This is a genomic window from Microbacterium oleivorans, assembly GCF_013389665.1.
In the GTDB taxonomy this organism is placed as follows: Bacteria; Actinomycetota; Actinomycetes; order Actinomycetales; family Microbacteriaceae; genus Microbacterium; species Microbacterium oleivorans_C.
Map to the genome: position 1 here is coordinate 941,423 of NZ_CP058316.1, position 21,383 is coordinate 962,805.

The window sequence follows — 21,383 nt, forward strand, 5'->3', positions numbered from 1 at the left end:
CCCGCGGCACGATGCGTCAGAACCGCGCCGCCCAGGCGGGCACCGTCTCGGTCGCACGTCCGAGCACGACCTCGTCGAACGAGCTCGTGTCCTCGTGGGCATCGAGGTTGAGCAGCGTGGTGCGAGCGCCCGCCTCCGCCGCCAGGGTGACCAGCGATGCCGCCGGGGTCACCGCTCCCGAGGTGCCGACGACGCAGAACTCCTCGCAGCGCGAGACGGCGTCGACGATCTCATCGAGCCGATAGACCGGTTCGCCGAACCACACGACGTCGGGGCGCAGCGCCCGCGCACCGCAGGCCGGACACGACGGCTCGCCCGCGAGGTCGCCGGCCCACCGCGTCCGCTCGTCGCAGACCTCGCATCGCGCGAGATCGAGCTCGCCGTGGATGTGGACGACGCGCGACGAGCCCGCGCGCTCGTGCAGGGCGTCGATGTTCTGCGTCACCACCACGACGCCGCCCGGATGCCGCGCCTCGAGCGCCGCGAGCGCGAGGTGGGCCGCGTTCGGCTCGGCCGCGCGGGCGACGCGTCGGCGCTCATCGTAGAAGGCGTGCACCAGGGCCGGGTCGGCCGCGAAGCCCTCCGGGGTGGCGACATCCTCGATCCGGTGGTCCTCCCACAGCCCGTCGGCGGCGCGGAAGGTGCGGATGCCGGACTCGGCGGAGATGCCCGCGCCGGTCAGGACGACGATGCGCATCGGTGTCACGGGCGGGCGGTGAGATCGGGCGCGAGGGCTTCGCGCCCGTCGAAGACGAAGCAGTCGCCGTTCCAGTGCGCCCCGCCCTCCTGCTCGAAGTAGCCGAGGATGCCTCCCTCGAGCTGGTAGGCGTCGACCCCTTCGTCCCGCAGCACGATCGCCGCCTTCTCGCAGCGGATGCCACCGGTGCAGAAGCTCACGACGGTCTTGCCCTCGAGCTCGGAGCGGTTCGCAGCGGCTGCGGCGGGAAACTGCGTGAAGCGCTCGATGCGCCAGTCCACGGCCCCCGCGAAGGTGCCGTAGTCGACCTCGAACGCGTTCCGGGTGTCGAGCAGCACGACCTCGCGGCCCGCGTCATCGTGACCGCGGTCGAGCCAGCGGCGCAGCTGGCCGGGGGTCACCGCCGGCGCGCGGCCCGATGCGGGGCGGATGGCAGGGCGGTCCATGCGGATGATCTCGCGCTTGACCTTGACCCGCATGCGTCCGAACGGCTGTTCGTCCGACCAGCTCTCCTTCGTGGTCAGCTCGGCGAACCGCTCATCGGCACGGATGCCGTCCACGAACGCACGCACGACCGGAGCGGCCCCGGCGACGAAGAGGTTGATGCCCTCCTCCGCGAGGAGGATCGTGCCTCGCAGCCCGGCGGCCTCGGCCCGCTCGCGCAGGGCGTCGCGCAGCAGCACAGGTTCGGCGATGTGCGTGAAGAGGTACGCCGAGACGTTGAGAACGGATGCCACCCCTCCAGCCTACGAAACGGGCGCGTCGCATCGACCCGTCGGCATCCGCGGGAACGGCTCGCGCCCCCACCCGGAACAGGAAGGGGCGCGAGCCGTGTACGACCTGGCGCGAGGTCAGTTGACCTCGGAGGGGTGCGCGCTCACGCGGCCCGAGCCGTCGCCCGGGTCGAGGGCCGAGATCGCCTCGACCTGAGCCGTGGTGAGCTCGAAGTCGAACAGCGACGCGTTCTCGACCATGCGCTCGCGGCTGACGGTCTTGGGGAAGACGATGAACCCGCGCTGCAGGTGCCAGCGCAGCACGACCTGAGCCGGGCTCTTGCCGTGTGCGGCGGCGGCTTCGGCGACCGGCTCTGCGCCGAACAGGTCGTACTTGCCCTGGCCGAGCGGGCCCCACGACTCGATGCGCACACCCTTGTCGGTCGCCCAGTCGACGACCTCCTTCTGCTGGTAGGCCGGGTGCAGCTCGATCTGGTTGACGGCGGGGAGCACACCGGTTTCAGCGTGGATCTGCTCGAGGTGCTCGACGAGGTGGTTCGAGACGCCGATGGAGCGGGCGTGGCCGGCGTCGCGCAGCTCGACGAGCTTCTGCCACGCGTTGACGTGGTTGCCGTTGGCGGGGGCCGGCCAGTGCACGAGGTAGAGGTCGACGTAGTCGAGGCCGAGCTTCTCGAGGCTCTCCGACAGGGCCTTGCGGGGCTCGTCGCCGCCCTGGCGGTCGTTCCACAGCTTGGTCGTGATGAACAGCTCGTCGCGGGGGATGCCGCTGGCGGCGATGGCGCGACCGACGCCCTCTTCGTTGCCGTAGATCGCGGCGGTGTCGATGTGGCGGTAGCCGGCCTCGAACGCCTCGGAGACGAGCCGCTCGGTCTCGGCGGGGTCGACCTTGAACACCCCGTACCCGAGCTGCGGGATCTCGAAGCCGGAGTTGAGCGTGACGGACGGGACGTGGATCTGATCTGCCATGCGTCCAGCCTACGAGCGCTCACCCGTGGACGCCTCGGGCTTGACGCCGCACGCTGCGAGGGTGACGGCGCCTCAGCCGGCGAGGGCTTCCAGCGCCTCACCGGTGAGGCGCTGAGTGGTCCACTCGTCCATCGGCGTCGCACCGATCGAACGGTAGAACGCGATCGAGGGGGCGTTCCAGTCGAGCACCGTCCACTCCAGTCGGGAGTAGCCGCGCTCGACGCAGACCGACGCGAGCGATGCGATCAACTGCTTTCCGTAGCCGCGACCGCGCTGGGCCTCGTCGACGTAGAGGTCCTCGAGCCAGATGCCGTGTCGCCCGGTCCAGGTCGAATAGGTCAGGAACCAGATGGCGATGCCGACGATCGCGCCGTCGCGCTCCACGACGTGGCAGAACGCGCGGGGTTCACCCCCGAAGAGGGTCTCGCCGATCGCCTCCGTCGTATTGACCACCGCGTCGGGCTCGCGCTCGTAGATCGCCAGGGCGCGGATGCAGGCGAGGATGCCCGGCTCGTCACCGGGGCGGGCGGCGCGCAGCACGGCGCCGCCGGGAAGGTCGCGGGGAGTCACCCGCCCAGCGTATCGATGCGGTCGCCCCCGGAACGCGGCGCCCGCAGCGGAACCACGAGCGGCCCACCGGTGACCGGGTCCTCGATCACGACGTTCGCGAGCCCGAAGACCTCGAGCACGCGTTCTCGGGTGATCACCTCGGCGGGTGGGCCCTCCGCGAGCACGCGCCCCTCTCGCATCGCCACGATCCGGGAGGCGTACCGGGCCGCGTGGTTCAGATCGTGCAGCACCGCCACGACGGTGCGACCGCGCTCGTTGAGCTCGGCGAAGAGCTCCATCAGCTCGACCTGGTGGGCGACGTCCAGGAACGTCGTCGGCTCGTCGAGCAACAGCAGATCGGTCTGCTGTGCCAGCACCATCGCGACCCAGACCCGCTGGCGCTGGCCACCCGAGAGCGCGTCGACGGCCCGCGTCGCGAGCGCGGTCGTGCCGGTCGCCGCGAGAGCGTCGGCGACGGCCTCGTCGTCGGCGGCCGACCACTGTCGCAACAGGTTCTGGTGCGGGTAGCGACCGCGCGAGACGAGCTCGCGCACCGTGATCCCCTCGGGGGCGACCGCCGTCTGCGGGAGCAGCCCGAGGCGACGCGCGACCTCTTTGGCGGGCATCCCCGCGATGGCTCGCCCGTCGAGCACGACACGGCCCCGAGCGGGCGCCAGCAGCCGCGACAGACCCCGCAGCAGGGTCGACTTTCCGCAGGCGTTGGGACCGATGATGACGGTGAACGAGCCGGGCTCGATCCGAACCGAGAGATCGCGGACGATGTCGACCCCGTCGTACGCGAGGGTCACGGATTCGGCAGCGAGGGTGGCCGCGGCGGTGGGGACATCAGACACGGCGACGGACCTCCAGCACGATCATGAGGACGAGATAGGCGCCGCCGACCGACACGGTCACGACGCCGACGGGGAGCGGGGCGGGCAGCAGATGCTGGGCGATCAGGTCGGAGGCCACCAGCACCGTCGCGCCCACGAGCGCCGAGACCCCGAGAGAGAGGTGCGGCGTCCGCGCGAGCAGCCGCCCGATCTGGGGGGCGGCGAGGGCGACGAACGCGATGGGACCGCCGACGGTCGTCGCGGCGGCGACCAGCACGACGCCCACCAGAAGGGCGAGACTGCGCACGAGGTGCGGTCGAGCCCCGGTCGCGGCGGCGAGGTCGTCGCCCAGCTCGAGCTGTCGCAGCCGGGGCGCGAGCGAGAAGGCGACGGCCGCGAACGGCACCGCGCATACGAGGGCCCCCGCGACCGCCTCGGCGGTGACGCCGTTCAAGCTGCCCGCGCCCCACGCCGAGGCGAACATCGCCGTCTCGAGTTCGATCTGCAGCAGCATCCAGGTGTTCAGCGACGACAGCATCGCCGACACACCGATCCCCACGACGATGAGACGGAAGCCCTGCAGCCCGTCCTGCCAGGCCAACAGCCAGATGGCGGCAGCCGTCGCCGACGCGCCGAGCAGCGAACCGGCGACCAGCGCCGGCCAGCTGGCCGAGAACAGCACGAGGGATGCGAGCATGCCCGTGAACGCTCCGCTGGACAGGCCGAGGATGTCGGGGCTCGCGAGCGGGTTGCGGGTGACGGTCTGGAACAGCGCGCCGGCGATGCCGAGGAGAGCCCCGACCCCCAGCGCCCCGAGAGCGCGCGGCAGCCGCCATTCCCGCACGACGGTCTGCAGCAGCGGGTCGTCGTTCCACCCGGCGAGCACGCCGACGACCTCCGCCGGCGCGACCGGGAAGGTGCCCGAGCCGAGGGCGACGACGAGCAGGACGGCCGACGCCCCCGCAGCCAGGCCTCCCACCGCGAGGCTCCGACGGCGCACCTGTGCGCGCAGCGGCCCCAGCCTCAGACGCAGCGCCGTCGGTGCGCCCCTCACAGCGCGCTCGCCCGACGTCGGCGCGCGAGCGCGATGAGGACGGGCGCGCCGACGAACGCGGTGACGATCCCGACCGGCACCTCGGCCGGAGCGATGAGGACACGCCCCATCACGTCGGCGGCGAGGACGACCACCGGGGCCACGACGCCGCTGACCAGCAGGATGACCCGCTGATCGGCGCCGAAGATCCACCGTGCGATGTGGGGCACCATCAGTCCCACGAACGAGATCGGTCCGGCGAGGGCCGTCGCCGCACCGGCGAGCAGCGTCACCGCGGCGATCACCCCGATCCGGATGCCGCCCAGGTTCGCTCCCTGCGCCCGCGCGACGTCGTCGCCGAGCGCGACGGAGTTCAGGCCGGGCGCGACCACGGCGGCCAGCACGAGACCGGCCGCGACGAAGGGGGCGACCGGGGCGATCACGTCCCACCCGCGCCCGAGCAACGATCCCGCGTTCCAACTGCGCATCGCGTCGAAGGCATCCGGGTCGCTCAGCACGATGCCGGTCGTGATGCCCGAGAGCACCGCCCCCAGGGCCACCCCGGCCAGCGTGAGTCGGATCGGCCCCGTCGCGCCGCGGCCGCCGGAGCCGATGAGGTACACCGCCACCGTGACCACGAGGGCTCCGGCGAACGCGAACCAGACGGCGCCCGACACCGCACGGATCCCGAGCACCGTCACGCCGAGGGCGACCGCGAGGGCCGCTCCGGCGTTGACCCCGAGGATGCCGGGATCGGCGAGCGGGTTGCGCGTGAAGGCCTGCATGAGAGCGCCCGCGACGCCCAGGGCGACTCCCGCGAGCAGACCGACCGCCGTGCGAGGAACGCGCAGCTCCCACACCACGAAGCTCGCCTCGGTCGAGCCCTCGCCGCGGAACACCGCCGCGACGGTCCCGAGCGGGACCGGGTTCGCGCCGATCGCCAGTGAGAGCGCGACGACGGTGAGGAGCGCGCCGGCCACCGCGAGTGCGGCGCCGGTGCGCCGGAAGGTGCGGGTCACCGCTGCGCGAGATACCGCTCGATGTCGTCCAGCACGCTCTGCGCGCCATGGGGTCCGACACCGGCCACCCACGTGCTGGTGTCGACGAGGGTCACCGCGGGGAAGGCATCCGCGTTCTGCGCGATCGCGGCCGGCACGGCCGCGGCATCCGTCACGTCCGAGGCGGTGACGAAGACGGCATCGGCACGGGCGTCGAGGATGTTCTCGGGCGAGATGTCGGCCTGCAGGCCGTCGGCCCAGTCGTGCTCGGGCGTCGTGAAGCCGACGCATTCGAGGAGGCTGCCCGCGAACGACACCGGCCCGTAGAGGCTGAGGGTGGTCTCGTCGCGCGGTCGGATGACCTGCGCCGTCTGACCGGCGAGGTCGTACTCCGCGGCGATCTCGGCGCAGCGATCGTCGACGGACGCGATCTTCGCGGCCACCTCGTCCTGGCGACCGAGCGCCTCGCCGATGAGCTCGGCGTTCTCGCGCCAGGGGTCGGCCTGCGACGCGATGAAGACCGTGGGGGCGATCGCCGACAGCTGCTCGTAGAGCTTCGAGTGGCGGGCCTCGGTTCCGAGGATCAGGTCGGGCCGCAGTGCTGCGATCGCTTCGAGGTCGGGCTCGGGCACCGTCCCGACCGGCGCGACACCCTCCGCGTCCAGGTAGGCCGGGATACCCGCGACGTTGCTCGCGACCGCCGCCCCCACGGGGGTGATCCCTACGGCCACGGCCGTGTCGAGCTCGAGCGGCTCGAGCGTGACGATGCGCTGCGGGTCGTCGGGGATCTCGGTGCTGCCGCGGGCGTGTTCGACCGACCGCGGCGCCGCGCTGGCCTGCGGCGCCGCATCCGCGGAGGTGGGCTCTGCGGCGCATCCGGCGACGACCAGCACGGCGACGGTCGAGACTGCGGCGGCGCCGAGGGCGCGCCGAAGAAGACGAGTGATCATGAGGGGCCTTCCCGGGGTCGATCTCGCGGCTGACCGCGATTGAGGCAAGGCAACCCTAACAAGATCTCTCAGACGGTCGTGATCGCCTCCGCGATCGGAGTGTCGCCGCCGGTGAACTCGAGTGTGCGTCCGATCGTCGCGGGTTCGGCGAGGACGGCCGCGATGACGGCCGCGACATCGCCGCGCGAGACGCTGGCCTCGCCCGAGCCGCCGACCGTGATCTTGCCGGTCGGCTCATCGAGGGTGAGGCCGCTGGGAGCCACGATCGTCCAGTCCAGCCCGCTCTCGCGCAGATGCGCGTCGGCTTCGGCCTTCGCCTCGGCGTACGCGTAGAACGAGTCGTCCTCGGGCACTCCGTGATCGGGGCCTGCTCCGAAGTACGAGACCATCACGTACCGACCGACGCCGGCGGCGCGGGCGGCGTCGATCGAACGGATGGCGGCGTCGCGGTCGACAGCCCAGGTGCGGGCGGCGTCTCCCCCGCCGGCGCCCGCGGACCACACCACCGCGTCGTTGCCGCTGAGCAGGTCGGTCAGCTGCTCGAGGTCGAACGACTCCAGGTCGGCGACCAGCGGCGTGGCCCCGGTCGCGGAGACCTCGGACTCGTGCTCGGGGTTGCGGATGACGGCGGTGACGTCGTCCCCCCGCTCGGCGAGGAGGGGCTCGAGCCGCAGTGCGACCTTGCCGTGGCCTCCGATGATCAGGATGCGGGACATGGGGGTTCCTTTCTTCGGGGGGGAGGGAAAGCGGCTGAGGCTCAGCCGCGGAAGTCGTCGGGGTCGATGTCGTCGAGGAACTCGCGGAACTCCGCGACCCGCTGCTCTGCGGCCTCGGGCGTCTCGGCGCCCTCGGGCGCCTCGCTGACGGTGTCGGGGATGCCGGCCTCGGCGAGCACGTCGTCGGCGACAAAGATCGGCGCGCCGGCACGGGAGGCCAGCGCGATCGCGTCGGACGGCCGTGCGTCGATGACACGCGACCCGGTGAGCGCCGCGACCGTGACCTCGGCATAGAAGGTGCCGTCGTCGATGCGGGTGACCTCGACCCGGTCCACGCGCGCATCGGTCGCGTCGAGCAGGCGGATCATCAGGTCGTGCGCGAGCGGGCGGGGAGGAGCCACACCCTCGACGGCGACGAGGATCGACGTCGCCTCCTGCGCACCGATCCAGACCGGAAGCACGCGGTCCGACAGCGCGTCGACGGGCTTGAGGAGGATCACGTGCGCTGGGCGGGATCGAGGGCGACCCCGAGAACGCGGACCTGGACCATGACACCTCCCGGGTCGGTTTCGCCCAGCCTACGCACGGGGGAATGCGGGAGGGGCCGTCGTCGTTGCCGCTTGACATGCAGCGTTTCGGCACTCTCTCGTTCGGTCACTACGGTCCGCTCGGCGGCGGTCGCGAACTCACCGCCGGCGATTCGATGCGCCAGGCGATCGACCTCGCGCAGGGCATGGACGACCTCGGAGCCGTCGGCGTCTACTTCCGCGTCCACCACTTCGCCCGCCAGCAGGCCTCGCCCATGCCGCTGCTCGCGGCGATCGCCGCGACGACGAAGAACGTCGAGATCGGCACCGGCGTCATCGACATGCGGTACGAGAACCCCCTGTACCTGGCCGAGGAGGCCGCCGCCGTCGACCTGATCTCGGACGGCCGTCTCGCGCTCGGCGTCAGCCGTGGTTCACCCGAGACCGTCGTGCGCGGCTACGAGGCCTTCGGGTACACCGGTTCGCAGGACCCTCGCGGGGCTGACCTCGCACGCGAGCACTTCGACACGTTCCTCCGCGCCATCGAGGGCGAGGGAATCGCCGAGCGCGACCCGAACAGCCCGTTCGGCGGCGGGAGCGGGATGCAGCGCATCGAGCCGCACTCCCCGGGACTGCGCTCGCGCATCTGGTGGGGCGCCGGCAACAGCGACTCCGCCGAGTGGGCGGGCCGGATGGGTGTCAACCTGATGTCGTCGACGCTGCTCACCCAGGCGGACGGCACCCCCTTCGACATCCTGCAGGCCCAGCAGATCGACGCGTTCCGCACGGCGTGGCGCGAGGCCGGTCACGCCGGCGAGCCCCGCACCTCCGTCAGCCGCTCGATCTTCCCGATCACGACCGCCGAGGACGAGCTGTACTTCGGCGGCGGCAACGAGCAGGACGGCATCGGCTACATCGACGGGATGCGCTCGACCTTCGGCAAGACCTACGCCGCGGCGCCCGACGTGCTCGTCGAGCAGCTGCTGCAGGATGCCGCGGTACAGACCGCCGACACCCTGATGCTGACCATCCCCAGCCAGCTGGGCGTCGAGTTCAACCTGCGCATCGTCGAGTCGTTCGCGAAGTATGTAGCCCCCTCGCTCGGCTGGGAGAGCGAAGCGCTGCAGCCGCGATGATAGCGGCGGAGCACGGCTCCGGCGTCCCGCTGATCGCCATACACGGGTTCGGCGTCGACCATCGCATCCTCCTTCCCCTGGAGGACTGGGTGGCCGATCGGCCGTGGCGGCGCGTGTATCTCGACCTCCCCTGGGCGGAGCGCGCGATCGACCGGGGCCTCGGCACACCCCGGGAGGTCGCCGACGCTGTCCGCGAAGAGGTCGAGACGATCACCGCGGGCGGGCCCTTCGCCATCATCGGCAACTCGTTCGGCGCGATGGTCGCACGCCATGTGGCGCATGCGCTCCGGCCTCGATGCCGGGGGCTGGCGACCCTCGCCGGTGTGTTCGAGCTCGACCACGACAAGCGGCGACTGCCGCCTCGCGAGGTCGTCGTGACGGACCAGTCCGTGCTCGATCGGGCCGGGTCCTTCCGCGACGACTTCGCCGAGATGGCCGTGGTGCAGACCGCCGACGCTCTCGCCGCATTCGAGGAGTTCGTGTTGCCGGGGCTCCGGGGCGCTGACGCGGATGTCCTCGACCGGATCAGCTCGTCGTACTCCGCCGGATACGCGCCTGAGCACACGGAGGCCGCGTTCACCGCGCCGAGCCTGCACGTCTTCGGGCGGCAGGACAATGTCGTCGGTTTCGAGGACGGGCTCGGCACCGCCGACCACTACGTCCGCGGCACATTCGTCGTCCTCGACGGGGCCGGGCACAACGTGCATCTGGAACGCCCGGACGCCGTGGCACCGCTCGTCCGCGACTGGCTCCTGCGAGCGGAACAGCAGATCCTCTGACTGCGAGCGGTCAAGCCCCGTTCCGTTAGCGTGGACCGGGTGCACGACGAAGACGAACCCAGCCCTGCGGCATCCGGGACCGCCCGTCGAAGGGGCTCCATCCAGCTCGTCCGCCTCGACCCGACGGGAGCCGACCGCGAGCAACTGATCGCGTTCATGACCGGCGAGGTGTTCCCTTTTCACGTCGGCGCTCGGCCCACGCGCGAGCACGTCGAGGAGGGCATCGCCGCCGGGCGGTACCGAGACGAGGACAACGACTCGTTCTGGATCGACCACAGTGAGCACGGTCGCATCGGCTTCTTCCGCCTCGAGGACCTCAGCGACGGCGCTCCCCTCTTCGATCTCCGACTGGCATCGGCCTGGCGCGGTCGCGGTCTCGCGAGGGAGGTCGTGCGCGCCGCCGCCGATCGCGTCTTCTCGACGATGCCGGAGGTTCAGCGGTTCGAGGGGCAGACCCGTGAGGACAACCGCGCGATGCGTCGGGTATTCGAGACGAGCGGCTGGGTGCAGGAGGCCTACTACCGCGAGGGCTGGCCCGTCGCCGCCGGTGAGCCGCTGGGGTCGGTGGCGTACAGCATCCTGCGCCGCGACTGGGAGACGGGCGAGGTCACTCCGCTGCGCTGGTCGTAGCTCGTTCTCGCGTTCTGAGGGTCGATGCCCGCGAGAATGACGTCATGGCGGTTGAGCGGCGCACGACGGTGGAGCGCGAGGGTGTCGTCCTGGCCGTGACCGACGCCGGGGGTTCCGGCCCCACGGTGCTGCTGCTCCACGGGCTCGCCGGCAGCTCGCGCAAACTGCTGCCGACGGCCGGCGCACTCACCGACCGCTTCCACGTGCTGCTGCTCGATCAGCGCGGTCACGGGCACAGCACCCGCCGTCCCGACGATCTGTCGCGCGATGCGTTCGTCGACGACGTCGTCGCGGTGATCGAGCGCTGCGCTCCCGGCGAGCGCGTCTCGCTCGTGGGGCAGTCGATGGGCGCCCATACGGCGTTCCTCACGGCCGCCCGGCGACCCGACCTCGTCGACCGGCTCGTGATGCTCGAGGGACACGTCGCGGGCAGCGACCGCGCCGCGGACGCACGGGAGCTCGGCGCATTCTTCGCGTCGTGGCCCGTCCCGTTCGCCGACGTGGCGCAGGCTCGTTCCTTCTTCGGCGACTCACCGCTCACCGAGGCCTGGGTCGCCGATCTGGCGGCGACGGCGTCGGGCCTGCGGCCCCGGTTCGAAGCCGACGTCATGGAGCAGGTGATCGTCGCAGTGCACGAGTCGCGGTGGCACGAATGGGAGACGCTGCCGGTGCCGACGACGGTCGTGTTCGCCGAGCACGGGATGTTCACGGCCGAACAGCAGGACGAACTCACCGCGCGCCGCCCGGGCACCTCCCGCCGCGACATCCTCGGCGGGAGCCACGACGCCCACCTCGACGCCTTCGACGCCTGGGTCGACGTTCTGCGCAGTGCGCTCGACGCGGCATCCACCGACGATCCCCGCTGATCGGACGCCAGAACAGTACAGGCCAGCCGCGGCGCGCTCAAGGTCGTCGAAACACCGACGCCGGCTCACCTACTCTCGGCTCGGTACCTCACCCGGCGCCGCACCGCGCTGTTTCATACAGAGAAGAGAAGCACCATGCTGTGGACGATCCTCGGCCTCATCCTCGTCGGCCTCATCGCCGGCTTCATCGCCCGCGCCGTCATCCCCGGAAAGCAGAGCATGAGCATCCTCATGACCATCCTGCTCGGCATCGTCGGCTCGTTCGTCGGCGGCTTCCTCGGCTTCCTGATCTTCAACAGCAGCCCGGAAGGCGGATTCCTCCAGCCCGCCGGCATCATCGGCTCGATCATCGGCGCCATCATCGTCCTCGGCATCTACGTGGCGGTCTCGCGCCGCGGCTCCGCGCGCAGGAGCTGAGACCGAGTCGACTCCGCGGCGGCGCGAGGCTCCACCGCGGAGTCGTCAGTAGGCTCCTGCCCATGTCCATGTCCAGCGACCGCGACCCCACCGGCGAGGGCTGGGTCTACGTGCCGAGCGCGGCGCTCCCCGACCCCGACAGCTATACCGATCTCGGGCCCATCGCCGTCGACGGTGAGACCTTCACCGCCCGCAGGCGCGACGGCGACGGGTCCATCCACTACGCCTGGACGTCGGGTCCGAACCCGGGCTACGGCTTCAGCGCGTTCCGCGGCCCGGGACCCGTGCGCCCGCACGAGCACGAGACCGCCATCCGCGACTTCCTCTCGGGCATCGATCCCGAGACCGGCTACCTCTCCTACCCGTGAACGACCGGAATACCCACGGCCGACCGTGCCTTGGACCGAACATGAGCACGATCGGAAACAGCGACCTGTCCGTCTTCCCCCTCGCCCTCGGCGGCAACGTGTTCGGCTGGACCGCCGACCGCGACGCGTCGTTCGCGATCCTCGACGCGTTCGTCGAAGGCGGCGGCAACTTCGTCGACACCGCCGACGCCTACAGCGCCTGGGTTCCCGGCCACAGCGGCGGCGAGAGCGAGACGATCATCGGCGAGTGGCTCGCCGCACGCAGCCGTCCCGAGGTCGTCGTGGCCACGAAGGTCAGCCAGCATCCCGACTTCCCGGGCCTGTCGGCCGCCAATGTCCGCGCGGCCGCCGAGGCGTCGCTGGGGCGACTGGGCGTCGAGACCATCGACCTCTACTACGCGCACTTCGACGATGAGGCGACCCCGCTCGAAGAGACCGTCTCGGCCTTCGGGCAGCTCGTCTCCGATGGCCTCGTGCGTCACGTCGCGGTGTCGAACTACACCGCCGATCGCGTCGCCGAGTGGCTTCGCATCGCCGACGAGACCGGCGTCGCCCGTCCCGTCGCCATCCAGCCGCACTACAACCTCGTGCACCGCAACGAGGTCGAAGAGACGATCGTGCCGCTCGCCGAGCGCGAGAACCTGAGCCTCGTCCCCTACTTCGCCCTGGCCAAGGGGTTCCTCACCGGCAAGTACCGCTCGACGGACGCCACCGGTCACGACTCGCCCCGGGCCGAGGGAGCGGCCGTCTACGCGACCCCGCAGGGCTTGCAGATCATCGGCACCCTCGAGCGCATCGGCGCCGCGCACGACGTCTCGATCGCGTCGACCGCGCTGGCCTGGCTGCGTGCGCAGCCGACCGTCGTCGCGCCGATCGCGAGCGCCTCGCGCCTCGAGCAGGTGCAGGGTCTGCTCGACGGCGGCCGCGTCGAGCTCACGGCCGACGAGGTGGCCGAGCTCACCCGCGTCTCGACCTGGTCACCGGAGGCCTGAGCCGCGACGTCGGATCGCCGCGCGTGGCTCGGACGATTCCGCGGTTCTCGTCCGAGCCACGCGCGATTCTCCGATCCCGGATCTCGCATGCCGGATGCCGCGCCGTCCGTCAGCGGCGGAGGTCGAAGGCCGTCGACTCGCGTGCGTGCAGCGACGGCAGCACGTGCGTTCGCTGCACCGGGCGCTTCGGGCCGTCGACGAGGCGCGCGATGAGAGCCTCGACCGCGAGCCGGCCGATGTGCTGCTTCGGCGGACGCAGGGCCGTGATCGCCGGCTCGGCGCTGGCAGCCACCTCGTCGTCATAGGCGATGATCGCGAGGTCGTCGGGGATGGACCACCCGAGATCGCGCGCCTGCTGCTGCACGAGCACGGCCTGCGGGTCGGAGTGGACGAGCAGCGCGGTGGTGCCGGTGGCGCGACACTCCCCCAGCAGGTCGGCCACGGCGCGTTCGCGGGCTTCGGCGTCGAGCTCGTCGAGTGAGATGTCGCGGTCGATCGTGGCCACCAGACCGTCGTCCTCGACCGCGCGCCGCCACCCCTGCCGCAGCTGCGGCGAGGTCGGCGACCCCGCGGAGGTGACGAAGCCGACGCGCACGTGCCCGCGTGCCGACAGGTGCGCCGCGGCGAGCGAGCCGCCGAAGACGTGGTCCGTCGTGACCCACTCGAGCCGTGTCAGCGTGAGGTGCGACGGCGCGCTGCGCTCAGCCAGCACGACCGGCAGCGGGAGCCCGTCGAGCCAGTGCAGGAGCGCCGATCCGTCGGCCCCGAGCGTCTCGGGCGCGACGATGAGACCGTGCAGATTGCCCGCGTCCAGCAGCGAGGAGATCTGGCGGCGCTGGTCCTCGACCGAGTAGCTCGCCCCGCGGAGCACCAGCTGGACGCCGCCGTCCGTCGCCGCCGCGCGGGCCCCGATCACGATCTGCGGCCAGTAATAGGTCAGCGACGGGACCACCATTCCGACGCGGAAGAGCGGTGGCCGGATGCCGCCGACGCCGAGCGGCACGGAGGTGTCGAGTCGGCTGCGCAGGGTCGCGCCGCCGTGGACGCGCGTGAGCAGTCCGCGGTCGGCGAGATAGCCGATGTCGCGGCGGATGGTGAGCTCGGCCACCCCGAGGCGGCGCGCCAGATCGGCCACCCGCACCGAGCCCGCGTGGCGCAGCTCGTCGAGGATGCGTTCGCGGCGCGACACCGCGAATCCGGCCGTCGTTGGCTCATCCACCCTGTCAGAGTACTGATCGGTGGTGTTCGAGTGTGTTCGATCGCGTTCGGATACCTCGCTCCGCAGCCGGCTCAGTGGTTCCCTCGGAGCACCCCCTACTGGACCTTCACCGACGAGGAATCCACCGAATGGCAAAGATGTCATGGGCCCGGGCGTTCGCGCCCGTCGCCGCCGCCCTGATCGCGACCACCGGCCTGGTCGTCCCGGCAACCGCGGCGAACGCCGCGTCCCCGCTCGCCCCCGCTGCCGCGGCGGCGTCCGCGTCCGACGAGCTGCCCACCCTCACCTACGACGATGTGGCCGGATGGGCCGAGCTGCTCGTCGACGGCGAGGACGTCGAGCGGGCCGCCGACGGCTCACCCTTCAACACCTTCGGCGGGTTCGGCTCGGTCTCGTGCAACAACACCTCGAACCTGCTGCTGGACTACAAGGAGGAGCATCCCGAGGTCTACTGGCGCATCCTCCGCATGCTGTTCGACCCGGTGGAGGGCGCGGGTCTGAAGCACATCAAGGTCGAGCTCGGCGCCGACAACAACACCTCGTCGGGCACCGAGCCCGCGACCAAGCGCTCGGCCGACGAGCCCGCCAACGTGCTGCGCGGGGCCGGCTTCCATTTCATCGCCGACGCGAAGTCCATCAACCCGGACATCGAGGTCGAGGCGCTCCGCTGGGGCGAGCCGTCGTGGACGCAGGCCCAGCCCGACCTGCGCTACCAGTGGTACAAGGAGACGATCGACGCGGCCTACGACACCTACGGCGTCGAGTTCGACTACCTCAGCCCCTCGCAGAACGAGGTGCACGCGAACTACATCAACGCCGAGCTCGCGTGGACCGTCGACTTCGCCGAACGGCTCGAGGCCGACGCGCAGTCCGGCGACGCGCGCTACGACTACTCGAAGATCAAGATCGTGGCGCTGGACTCCTACCGCAACGTCGGTCAGGTCTCGCGGGCGATCCTCGCCAGCCCCGCCGCGCTCGAGCAGGTGGATGCGGTCGGCTACCACTACGACATCGCCGGGGACCCCGCCCTCACGCGTCTGAACAAGGAGTTCGGCATGGAGGTGCTGTACTCCGAGGGCGTCGCCCCGATGATCGACCCGGAGTATCGCGTGCAGGCCGACCCCGCCCGAGGCGGCATCGGCGGAACGGTGGGAGCGGTCGACATCGCCGACCGGTTCATCAACGCCTACCGCTGGAGCGGCTCGAACGCCGACCCGGGTCACATGACGACCTTCCTCTTCCAACCCGCCGTCAGCGCGCTGTACGAAGGTGCGCAGTACTCGCCCAAGCACCTGGTCCGCGCGTCCGACCCCTGGTCGGGCTACTACGAGGGCGGTGTGGGCATCGCGCTCGTCCGCCACTTCACCCAGTTCATCGACGAGGGCTGGGAGTACGTCGAAGGCGCCTCGGGCGGCGACGGCCAGAAGGGCGACGGCGGAACCGTCGTCGACACCTCCACCCGCACCGCGCTCACCCTCCGCACCCCGGCGGCGGATGTCGCCGCCGGCGAGGAGCTGGAGTTCAGCCAGGTCCACGCCAACAACACGCGCACGGTGCGCAACTTCGAGGTGAAGGTGGCGAACCTCGACACCGACGACGACACCCCGCTGTACGTGTGGGAGACGACCGGACCGGATGCCGGCGACGCGTTCGATGCCGACTGGTTCCAGAACACCGGCAAGGTCGTCCCCGTCCGCACCGAGACGAAGGACGGCGTCGAGTACGACGTCTACCGGGTGCAGGTGCAGCCCTACTCGATCCTGACGCTGTCGACGCAGCACCACGGCATCCACGACGCCGCCACCGACTACGAGAGCGGCCAGTACGCCGCCACGGCGACCGACGACGTGCTGCCCCTGCCCTACACCGACGACTTCGAGTACGCCGACTACGCGGCGCAGGAGATCAACGGCGTGTCCATGGACTACGTCACCCGCCGCGGCGGCTCGCCCCGGTACACCGCCGACCAGAACGGCGCGTTCGAGGTGATCGCCACCGACGACGGCAACGTCATGCACCAGGCCATCCACGCCGACAACCGCGGCTACACCTGGAACGTCTGGGGCGACGGGTCGCAGAAGAACCCGTCGACCTCGACGCCGGCCACCGTGCTCGGCGACCACACCTGGACGAACTACACCGCGAAGGTCGACTTCCGCCTCGACGGTGTCGTCCGCGACGGCGCGCTCGAGAACTTCGCCGGGCTCGGCGTGCGTCAGACGACGACCGAGGGGACGGGAGCAGACCTCGCCACCTACACCGCCCGCGTGCACGACGACGGCACGTGGGAACTCCGCAAGCTCGGTCAGAGCGTCGCCTCGGGGACGGTCTTCATGTTCGATGCCGACGCGTGGCACACCCTCGAGGTCGAGGCACGCGAGAACGTCATCGCGGTGCGGCTGGACGGGCAGCAGCTCGGCGCCTACGCCGACACGACGGCTAATCCGACGATGGCGGGGCGCGTCTCGATCGTCAGCGGGTACTACAACACGCAGTTCGACGATCTGGCGGTCACTCCCATCGACGATCTGTCGTGGCACGCCGTGAAGGTCGACGACGCCGATGCGCGCATCTCCTACCCGCAGGGCTTCTCGTTCACCCAGGCCGGGTACGCCCACTTCAACCGGACCCAGCACGTCGTCGCTGCGGGGCGCTCCTTCGCCTTCGACCTCGACGGCACCGGGTTCAACCTCAACGGCGCCACCGGAACCGCGGTCCTCTCCATCACCGTCGACGATCAGCCCGCGCGCACGGTGAACGTCGCCGCGGTCGGCAACCGTCAGACCTCGGCCTGGATCCGCGGCCTCGAGGACGCACCGCACGCCGTCCGGGTGCAAGTCGTCTCGGGAACCTTCAGCCTCGACAGCGTCGACCTGCTCGTGGGCGGGTCGAGCGGCGGCACGGCGGACCCCGAGGTCAGACCGGTCGAGGTGCTCGACACGCTGCCCCGGCTGACCACGGCACCGGCCTCGTCGCCGGAGCTCCCCGCGACGGTTCGGGCACGCAGCGAAGCCGGCGGCGAGATCGATGCGCCGGTGTCGTGGACGACGACGCCGGCGCAGTTCGCCACCGCCTACGCGATGGTGAAGGTCGACGGGGTGTTCCGCGACAACCCCTCGCTGCCGGTGAGCGCCTACGTCGAGGTGGTGCCCCGCGGCATCCGCTACTTCGTCGACGCCAACGCTCCCACCGGCGCGCCGGTGCACCCCGCGATCGCCGCTTCCGGCGACACGCTGCGCAACCCGACACCGGATGCCGCCTACTCCGCGGCTGCGGGCTGGGGCCGCGTCGGGACGGCGACGGCGAAGGGACGGCTGAACCAGTCCCCGTACGACAAGACACGCGAGACCGGCTGGTACAGCGCGAACGCCGCGACTCCGCTCGTCTACCGCTTCACGCTGGATGCCGGCGAGTACGACATCGCCACCGGCCACACCGAGTGGTGGAACCCGGGCACCGGCCGGAGCAGGAACGTCACCGGGACGGTCGAGTTCACCGCGGGCGGCGAGGCGCGACGGGTCGCGATCGGCTCCCACACCTTCGCCAACGGCAGCATCGGGACCTCCGCGGTGCTCCGCGGCGGGTTCGCCCTCGACGCGACGACCGAGGTCACGGTGCGCATCGCCGGGACCGGTGGTACCGAGGCGCCCGCCCTCAGCTGGATCGGCATCGCCGACCACGCCGAGACCGCCGACCGCGCCGAGCTCGCGGCCCTCCTGGCCGACGCCACGACGGCACCGCGTCAGGCCTACACGCCCGAGACGTGGCAGGCGCTGCGCGAGGAGGGTCTCGCGGCGAAGGCCGTGCACGATGACCCGACCGCGTCGCAGGAGCGGGTGGATGCCGCATCCGCCGCCCTGCGGGCCGCGCTGGACGCGCTCGTCGAGGTCGCCTACCTCGCACTGCCCGACTATCGCGTCGCGGTCGTCGCGGGCGAGGAGCTCGAGCTGCCTGACACGGTGCGGCTCGCCACGCGGAGCGGCGCGACCGAGGACGTCGCCGTTCAGTGGCAGGCCGCCCCGGCGACGGACACCCCGTACGCGACCGCGTCGGTGACCGGTCGCGCGGGTCAGACCCCGGTCACGCTGCAGCTCGAGGTGGTCCCGACGGGGATCGTGTACTTCGTCGATGCGGCTGCGACGCAGGGCTCCGCGGATCCGGCGGCGGCGGGACTGTCGCCGACCTTCGACGCTGTCGACACGCTCCGCGGCGATCTCCTGCGCAACGACACCCCCGACGGGGCGTTCGGCGACGAGACCGGCTGGGGTCTGCGCAATCCGATCGGCTCGGGCGACGGCTACGTCGGCGTGCGGGCGCGCGGCGCCGGGGGCTACGACAAGTCCCGCACGACCGGATGGTGGGCGAGCTCCGGCGGCTCGGTGGACTACGCGTTCACCCTCCCCGCGGGAGACTACGAGCTCACCAGCGGATACCAGGAGTGGTGGGGCGTCACCCGGCAGGTCTCGCCCAGCGTCGAGATCGACGGCGAGCTCACCACGGGCGACCCGGTGAACCTGTCGAGCTCGTCACCACAGGGCACCTCGACGATCGGGGTCTCGCTCGATCGCGAGACGGTCGTGGAGTTCCGCGCGGCGCGGGGCGCCGGCTCGGCCGACCCCGTCCTCAGCTGGATCGCCGTCGCCGACGTCACCTCCCCCGCGGCGCCCGGGTCGTTCTCGGTCGAGGCGGCCTCGACGACGTCGGCCACGGCGACGTGGACGGCTCCGAGCGGCGCAGGAACGCGGTACGACGCGTTCGAGGTGTTCATGGGCGATGCCGCCGAACCGGCGTGCACGGTCGCCTCGGACGTCACGTCGTGCGAGCTCGTCGGCCTCACCGCCGGCGGAGAGTACGAGGTGTCGGTCCGGGCCGCCGGCCTCGGCCGCGAGGGCGAGCGCGCCGTGGCGCAGCTCCGACTGCCGGAGGTGCCCGAGGACGGCTCGCGCACCGTTCCCGGTGTGGGAGTGCTCAGCTCGGACGACGGGTGGGACACCGGCCTGAAGGACGGCACGTTCCGCGTGACCATGAACCTGTGGTGGGGGCAGACCGGCTCGCTGTTCAAGCTCTTCCGAGACGGTGAGCTGGTCGGGTCGGTTCCGCTGACGGTGGCCGCGGGGCCCGGCGCCCAGAAGGCGGTGGTCGATGTCTCGGGCCTGCCCGACGGCACGTACCGTTTCACCGGCGAGCTCGTCAACGCTCGGGGCACGACCGAGACCCAGCCCCTCACCGTGCGGGTGACGGATGCCGCTCCCGCGGCGCCCATGCTCTCTCACGACAACGGGGACGGCGACGGCTCGTTCACGGTGCGTGCCGACCTGTGGTGGGGCACGAACGCGACGTCGTACCGGATGCTCGAGAACGATGCCGAGATCGCCGCGGGCGACCTCGTCGCATCCAGCCCCGCAGCGCAGGCCGTCGGCGTGCCGGTGACGGGCAAGGAGCCCGGGCAGTACCGCTACGTCGTGGAGTTCCGCAACGCGGCGGGGGTGACCACCAGCAAGCCGCTCGTCGTGACGGTGAGATGAGGCGAGGGGGTCGGGCGCCGCGGCATCCGTTCCCCTCAGCCCGTTCTCGGACGATGACGCGAACCTCGGAGCCGGCGGCCGCCGGCTCCGAGGTTCGTCGCTTCCTCCGATTCCGAGCGTGCTCCGAGGCCCCGCGCAGGGCCGATCCCACAAAATATCCCGTGTGGTATGACCACAGCGGGATTTCCGTGTTTAATGGGTTCCATGAGCACCGCGACCGTCGGATACAGCGCCATCTCGAGCTATTCCCGCGTGGAGATCCTGCACCTGATCCAGGAGCAGCCGCGCCGGACGATCCTCGAGCTGCAGGAGGCGACGGACCTGCACCCGAACACGATCCGCGAGCACCTCGGGCGCCTGATCTCGGACGGTTTCATCGTCGCCGAGAAGGAACTGCGGACGACGCGCGGACGCCCGCGCGTGCTCTACAGCGCGGCCGACGGCGCTGCCACCCGGAGCGCAGTGCAGCGCCGCAAGGTGCGAGACGCCGCACAGCGCGGCGACCTCATGCGTCGCGTTCTCACCCTCGACGTGCCGGATGCGCTCGAGACCGCGGCGGTCCATCAGATCGACGCGCTGGTCGAGGAGCTCGAAGACGAGGGGTTCGACCCCGTCATCGACGACACCGCCCTCACGGTCGACCTCACCCCCTGCGCCCACGCCACCGCGCAGGCAGACCATCGCGAGGTGCTGTGCAGCGTCCACCTCAGCCTGCTGCAGGGCGTGCTCACCGAAGCGGGCGGACCGCTCGCCGTCGACGGGATGCGGTCATCGTGCGACCCCTCGGTGTGCATCATCCAGCTCCTGCACGCCGCCAAGACCCACGACTGAGCCCGACGACGACGGTCAGCGCGACGTCGCGGCCACGAGGATCGCAGCGGTCGAGCGTGCGACGTCGACGCGGTGCGCCGGTTCGCGCAGTCGCATCGCCAGGTCGCCGCTGACGACGAGGAGCAGACGCTCCGCGAGCTCGGAGGCGCGCTCCCCGGCGACGGGGCGAGCGAGGTCGATCAGACGCCCGCGCATGCCCTCGGTGTCGGCACGGACGGCGGATGCCACCTCCGGCGGCGGATCGGCGTATTCGGCCGCGGCCCCCAGAAACGCGCACCACCGCGACCCCCGCGGTTCGCCTCGGAAGTCCTCGAGCGCGTCGAACACCGCCAGCAGTCGCCCCTCGGCGTCGCCTTTCCGAGCCACGGCTGCGTCCCAGGTCTCGCGCCACGCGCCCTGTCGCCGGTCGAGAGCGGCGGCGAGCAGAAGCTCCTTGCTGGGATAGCCGCGATACAGCGTGGCCGCCGACACCCCGGCGCGCTCGATGACCGCATCGATCGGGGTGGCCGCGATGCCCCGGGTGAAGAAGAGATCCTCGGCGGCATCGAGGATGCGCGTCTCGGTCGCCGGCCGCAATCCCATGTCAGCACTCTATGCTCGATAAAGTGAAACGCTCG

The 21,383-nt window shown here is 71.3% G+C and carries 21 protein-coding genes; 9 read left to right on the forward strand and 12 right to left on the reverse strand.

All coding sequences use genetic code 11. The annotated features are described in order from the left end of the window. Positions 1-16: 16 nt before the first annotated feature. The 10 genes from HW566_RS04630 to HW566_RS04675 form a co-directional block, all read right to left on the reverse strand. A complete protein-coding gene (locus HW566_RS04630) occupies positions 17-697 on the reverse strand; it encodes an NAD-dependent deacylase (RefSeq protein ID WP_178014675.1) in 681 nt (226 codons plus the stop codon). Positions 698-702: 5 nt separating this feature from the next. After that, the gene (locus tag HW566_RS04635) at positions 703-1,434 is read right to left on the reverse strand and encodes a sulfurtransferase (RefSeq protein ID WP_178010818.1); all 732 of its coding nucleotides are present in this window, start codon (positions 1,432-1,434) and stop codon (positions 703-705) included. A gap of 114 nt (positions 1,435-1,548) precedes the next feature. After that, complete coding sequence (locus HW566_RS04640; RefSeq protein ID WP_178010819.1) at positions 1,549-2,397, reverse strand: aldo/keto reductase; 849 nt, start codon at positions 2,395-2,397, stop codon at positions 1,549-1,551. A gap of 72 nt (positions 2,398-2,469) precedes the next feature. Beyond that, positions 2,470-2,967, reverse strand: a complete 498-nt coding sequence (locus HW566_RS04645; protein WP_256728866.1) for a GNAT family N-acetyltransferase — start codon at positions 2,965-2,967, stop codon at positions 2,470-2,472. Beyond that, complete coding sequence (locus tag HW566_RS04650; RefSeq protein ID WP_178010821.1) at positions 2,964-3,800, reverse strand: ABC transporter ATP-binding protein; 837 nt, start codon at positions 3,798-3,800, stop codon at positions 2,964-2,966. Before HW566_RS04650 ends, HW566_RS04645 begins: the two co-directional genes overlap by 4 nt. Further along, positions 3,793-4,833 carry a FecCD family ABC transporter permease gene (locus HW566_RS04655; RefSeq protein WP_178010823.1) on the reverse strand — a complete coding sequence of 347 codons (1,041 nt, stop codon included), beginning with the start codon at positions 4,831-4,833 and terminating at the stop codon, positions 3,793-3,795. Before HW566_RS04655 ends, HW566_RS04650 begins: the two co-directional genes overlap by 8 nt. Continuing rightward, positions 4,830-5,831 carry a FecCD family ABC transporter permease gene (locus HW566_RS04660; protein WP_178010824.1) on the reverse strand — a complete coding sequence of 334 codons (1,002 nt, stop codon included), beginning with the start codon at positions 5,829-5,831 and terminating at the stop codon, positions 4,830-4,832. The genes HW566_RS04655 and HW566_RS04660 overlap by 4 nt, the downstream gene beginning before the upstream one ends. Then, positions 5,828-6,760 carry an ABC transporter substrate-binding protein gene (locus HW566_RS16010; RefSeq protein ID WP_178010826.1) on the reverse strand — a complete coding sequence of 311 codons (933 nt, stop codon included), beginning with the start codon at positions 6,758-6,760 and terminating at the stop codon, positions 5,828-5,830. Before HW566_RS16010 ends, HW566_RS04660 begins: the two co-directional genes overlap by 4 nt. Positions 6,761-6,828: 68 nt before the next feature. After that, positions 6,829-7,476, reverse strand: a complete 648-nt coding sequence (locus HW566_RS04670) for an SDR family oxidoreductase (protein WP_178010828.1) — start codon at positions 7,474-7,476, stop codon at positions 6,829-6,831. A gap of 41 nt (positions 7,477-7,517) precedes the next feature. Next, positions 7,518-7,976, reverse strand: coding sequence for a bifunctional nuclease family protein (locus HW566_RS04675; RefSeq protein ID WP_256728867.1), 459 nt, complete (start codon positions 7,974-7,976; stop codon positions 7,518-7,520). Between the two features lie 125 nt (positions 7,977-8,101). Between HW566_RS04675 and HW566_RS04680 the strand changes: the two genes are divergently transcribed. The 7 genes from HW566_RS04680 (at position 8,102) to HW566_RS04710 (ending at position 13,191) form a co-directional block, all read left to right on the forward strand. After that, the gene (locus tag HW566_RS04680) at positions 8,102-9,139 is read left to right on the forward strand and encodes an LLM class flavin-dependent oxidoreductase (protein ID WP_178010830.1); all 1,038 of its coding nucleotides are present in this window, start codon (positions 8,102-8,104) and stop codon (positions 9,137-9,139) included. Continuing rightward, positions 9,136-9,918, forward strand: coding sequence for an alpha/beta fold hydrolase (locus tag HW566_RS04685; RefSeq protein ID WP_178010831.1), 783 nt, complete (start codon positions 9,136-9,138; stop codon positions 9,916-9,918). The genes HW566_RS04680 and HW566_RS04685 overlap by 4 nt, the downstream gene beginning before the upstream one ends. A gap of 156 nt (positions 9,919-10,074) precedes the next feature. Continuing rightward, the gene (locus tag HW566_RS04690) at positions 10,075-10,548 is read left to right on the forward strand and encodes a GNAT family N-acetyltransferase (RefSeq protein ID WP_178014678.1); all 474 of its coding nucleotides are present in this window, start codon (positions 10,075-10,077) and stop codon (positions 10,546-10,548) included. Between the two features lie 44 nt (positions 10,549-10,592). Then, complete coding sequence (locus HW566_RS04695) at positions 10,593-11,414, forward strand: alpha/beta fold hydrolase (protein WP_178010833.1); 822 nt, start codon at positions 10,593-10,595, stop codon at positions 11,412-11,414. A gap of 135 nt (positions 11,415-11,549) precedes the next feature. Further along, positions 11,550-11,831, forward strand: coding sequence for a GlsB/YeaQ/YmgE family stress response membrane protein (locus tag HW566_RS04700; RefSeq protein ID WP_178010835.1), 282 nt, complete (start codon positions 11,550-11,552; stop codon positions 11,829-11,831). A 62-nt stretch (positions 11,832-11,893) separates the two neighbouring features. Beyond that, positions 11,894-12,199: a hypothetical protein gene (locus HW566_RS04705; protein WP_218621648.1), complete on the forward strand. Its 306-nt coding sequence runs from the start codon at positions 11,894-11,896 to the stop codon at positions 12,197-12,199. 41 nt (positions 12,200-12,240) lie between these two features. Continuing rightward, positions 12,241-13,191 carry an aldo/keto reductase gene (locus HW566_RS04710; protein WP_178010837.1) on the forward strand — a complete coding sequence of 317 codons (951 nt, stop codon included), beginning with the start codon at positions 12,241-12,243 and terminating at the stop codon, positions 13,189-13,191. Positions 13,192-13,300: 109 nt separating this feature from the next. Here HW566_RS04710 and HW566_RS04715 read toward each other — a convergent pair whose 3' ends face one another. Continuing rightward, the gene (locus HW566_RS04715; protein ID WP_256728869.1) at positions 13,301-14,410 is read right to left on the reverse strand and encodes a substrate-binding domain-containing protein; all 1,110 of its coding nucleotides are present in this window, start codon (positions 14,408-14,410) and stop codon (positions 13,301-13,303) included. Between the two features lie 128 nt (positions 14,411-14,538). On the opposite strand from HW566_RS04715, the gene HW566_RS04720 reads away from it, so the two are divergent. Then, positions 14,539-19,935 carry a fibronectin type III domain-containing protein gene (locus tag HW566_RS04720; protein WP_178010841.1) on the forward strand — a complete coding sequence of 1,799 codons (5,397 nt, stop codon included), beginning with the start codon at positions 14,539-14,541 and terminating at the stop codon, positions 19,933-19,935. A gap of 204 nt (positions 19,936-20,139) precedes the next feature. After that, positions 20,140-20,766: a helix-turn-helix transcriptional regulator gene (locus HW566_RS04725; protein ID WP_178010843.1), complete on the forward strand. Its 627-nt coding sequence runs from the start codon at positions 20,140-20,142 to the stop codon at positions 20,764-20,766. 15 nt (positions 20,767-20,781) lie between these two features. Here HW566_RS04725 and HW566_RS04730 read toward each other — a convergent pair whose 3' ends face one another. Beyond that, positions 20,782-21,348, reverse strand: coding sequence for a TetR/AcrR family transcriptional regulator (locus tag HW566_RS04730; RefSeq protein WP_178010846.1), 567 nt, complete (start codon positions 21,346-21,348; stop codon positions 20,782-20,784). Positions 21,349-21,383: the final 35 nt, after the last annotated feature.

Bases quoted from the DNA above. Each gene is read 5' to 3' on its own strand.
- HW566_RS04630 (WP_178014675.1), bottom strand. From the start codon at position 697: ATGCGCATCGTCGTCCTGACCGGCGCGGGCATCTCCGCCGAGTCCGGC.
- HW566_RS04640 (WP_178010819.1), bottom strand. From the start codon at position 2,397: ATGGCAGATCAGATCCACGTCCCGTCCGTCACGCTCAACTCCGGCTTC.
- HW566_RS16010 (WP_178010826.1), bottom strand. From the start codon at position 6,760: ATGATCACTCGTCTTCTTCGGCGCGCCCTCGGCGCCGCCGCAGTCTCG.
- HW566_RS04670 (WP_178010828.1), bottom strand. From the start codon at position 7,476: ATGTCCCGCATCCTGATCATCGGAGGCCACGGCAAGGTCGCACTGCGG.
- HW566_RS04680 (WP_178010830.1), top strand. From the start codon at position 8,102: ATGCAGCGTTTCGGCACTCTCTCGTTCGGTCACTACGGTCCGCTCGGC.
- HW566_RS04685 (WP_178010831.1), top strand. From the start codon at position 9,136: ATGATAGCGGCGGAGCACGGCTCCGGCGTCCCGCTGATCGCCATACAC.
- HW566_RS04690 (WP_178014678.1), top strand. From the start codon at position 10,075: ATGACCGGCGAGGTGTTCCCTTTTCACGTCGGCGCTCGGCCCACGCGC.
- HW566_RS04695 (WP_178010833.1), top strand. From the start codon at position 10,593: ATGGCGGTTGAGCGGCGCACGACGGTGGAGCGCGAGGGTGTCGTCCTG.
- HW566_RS04700 (WP_178010835.1), top strand. From the start codon at position 11,550: ATGCTGTGGACGATCCTCGGCCTCATCCTCGTCGGCCTCATCGCCGGC.
- HW566_RS04705 (WP_218621648.1), top strand. From the start codon at position 11,894: ATGTCCATGTCCAGCGACCGCGACCCCACCGGCGAGGGCTGGGTCTAC.
- HW566_RS04710 (WP_178010837.1), top strand. From the start codon at position 12,241: ATGAGCACGATCGGAAACAGCGACCTGTCCGTCTTCCCCCTCGCCCTC.
- HW566_RS04720 (WP_178010841.1), top strand. From the start codon at position 14,539: ATGGCAAAGATGTCATGGGCCCGGGCGTTCGCGCCCGTCGCCGCCGCC.
- HW566_RS04725 (WP_178010843.1), top strand. From the start codon at position 20,140: ATGAGCACCGCGACCGTCGGATACAGCGCCATCTCGAGCTATTCCCGC.
- HW566_RS04730 (WP_178010846.1), bottom strand. From the start codon at position 21,348: ATGGGATTGCGGCCGGCGACCGAGACGCGCATCCTCGATGCCGCCGAG.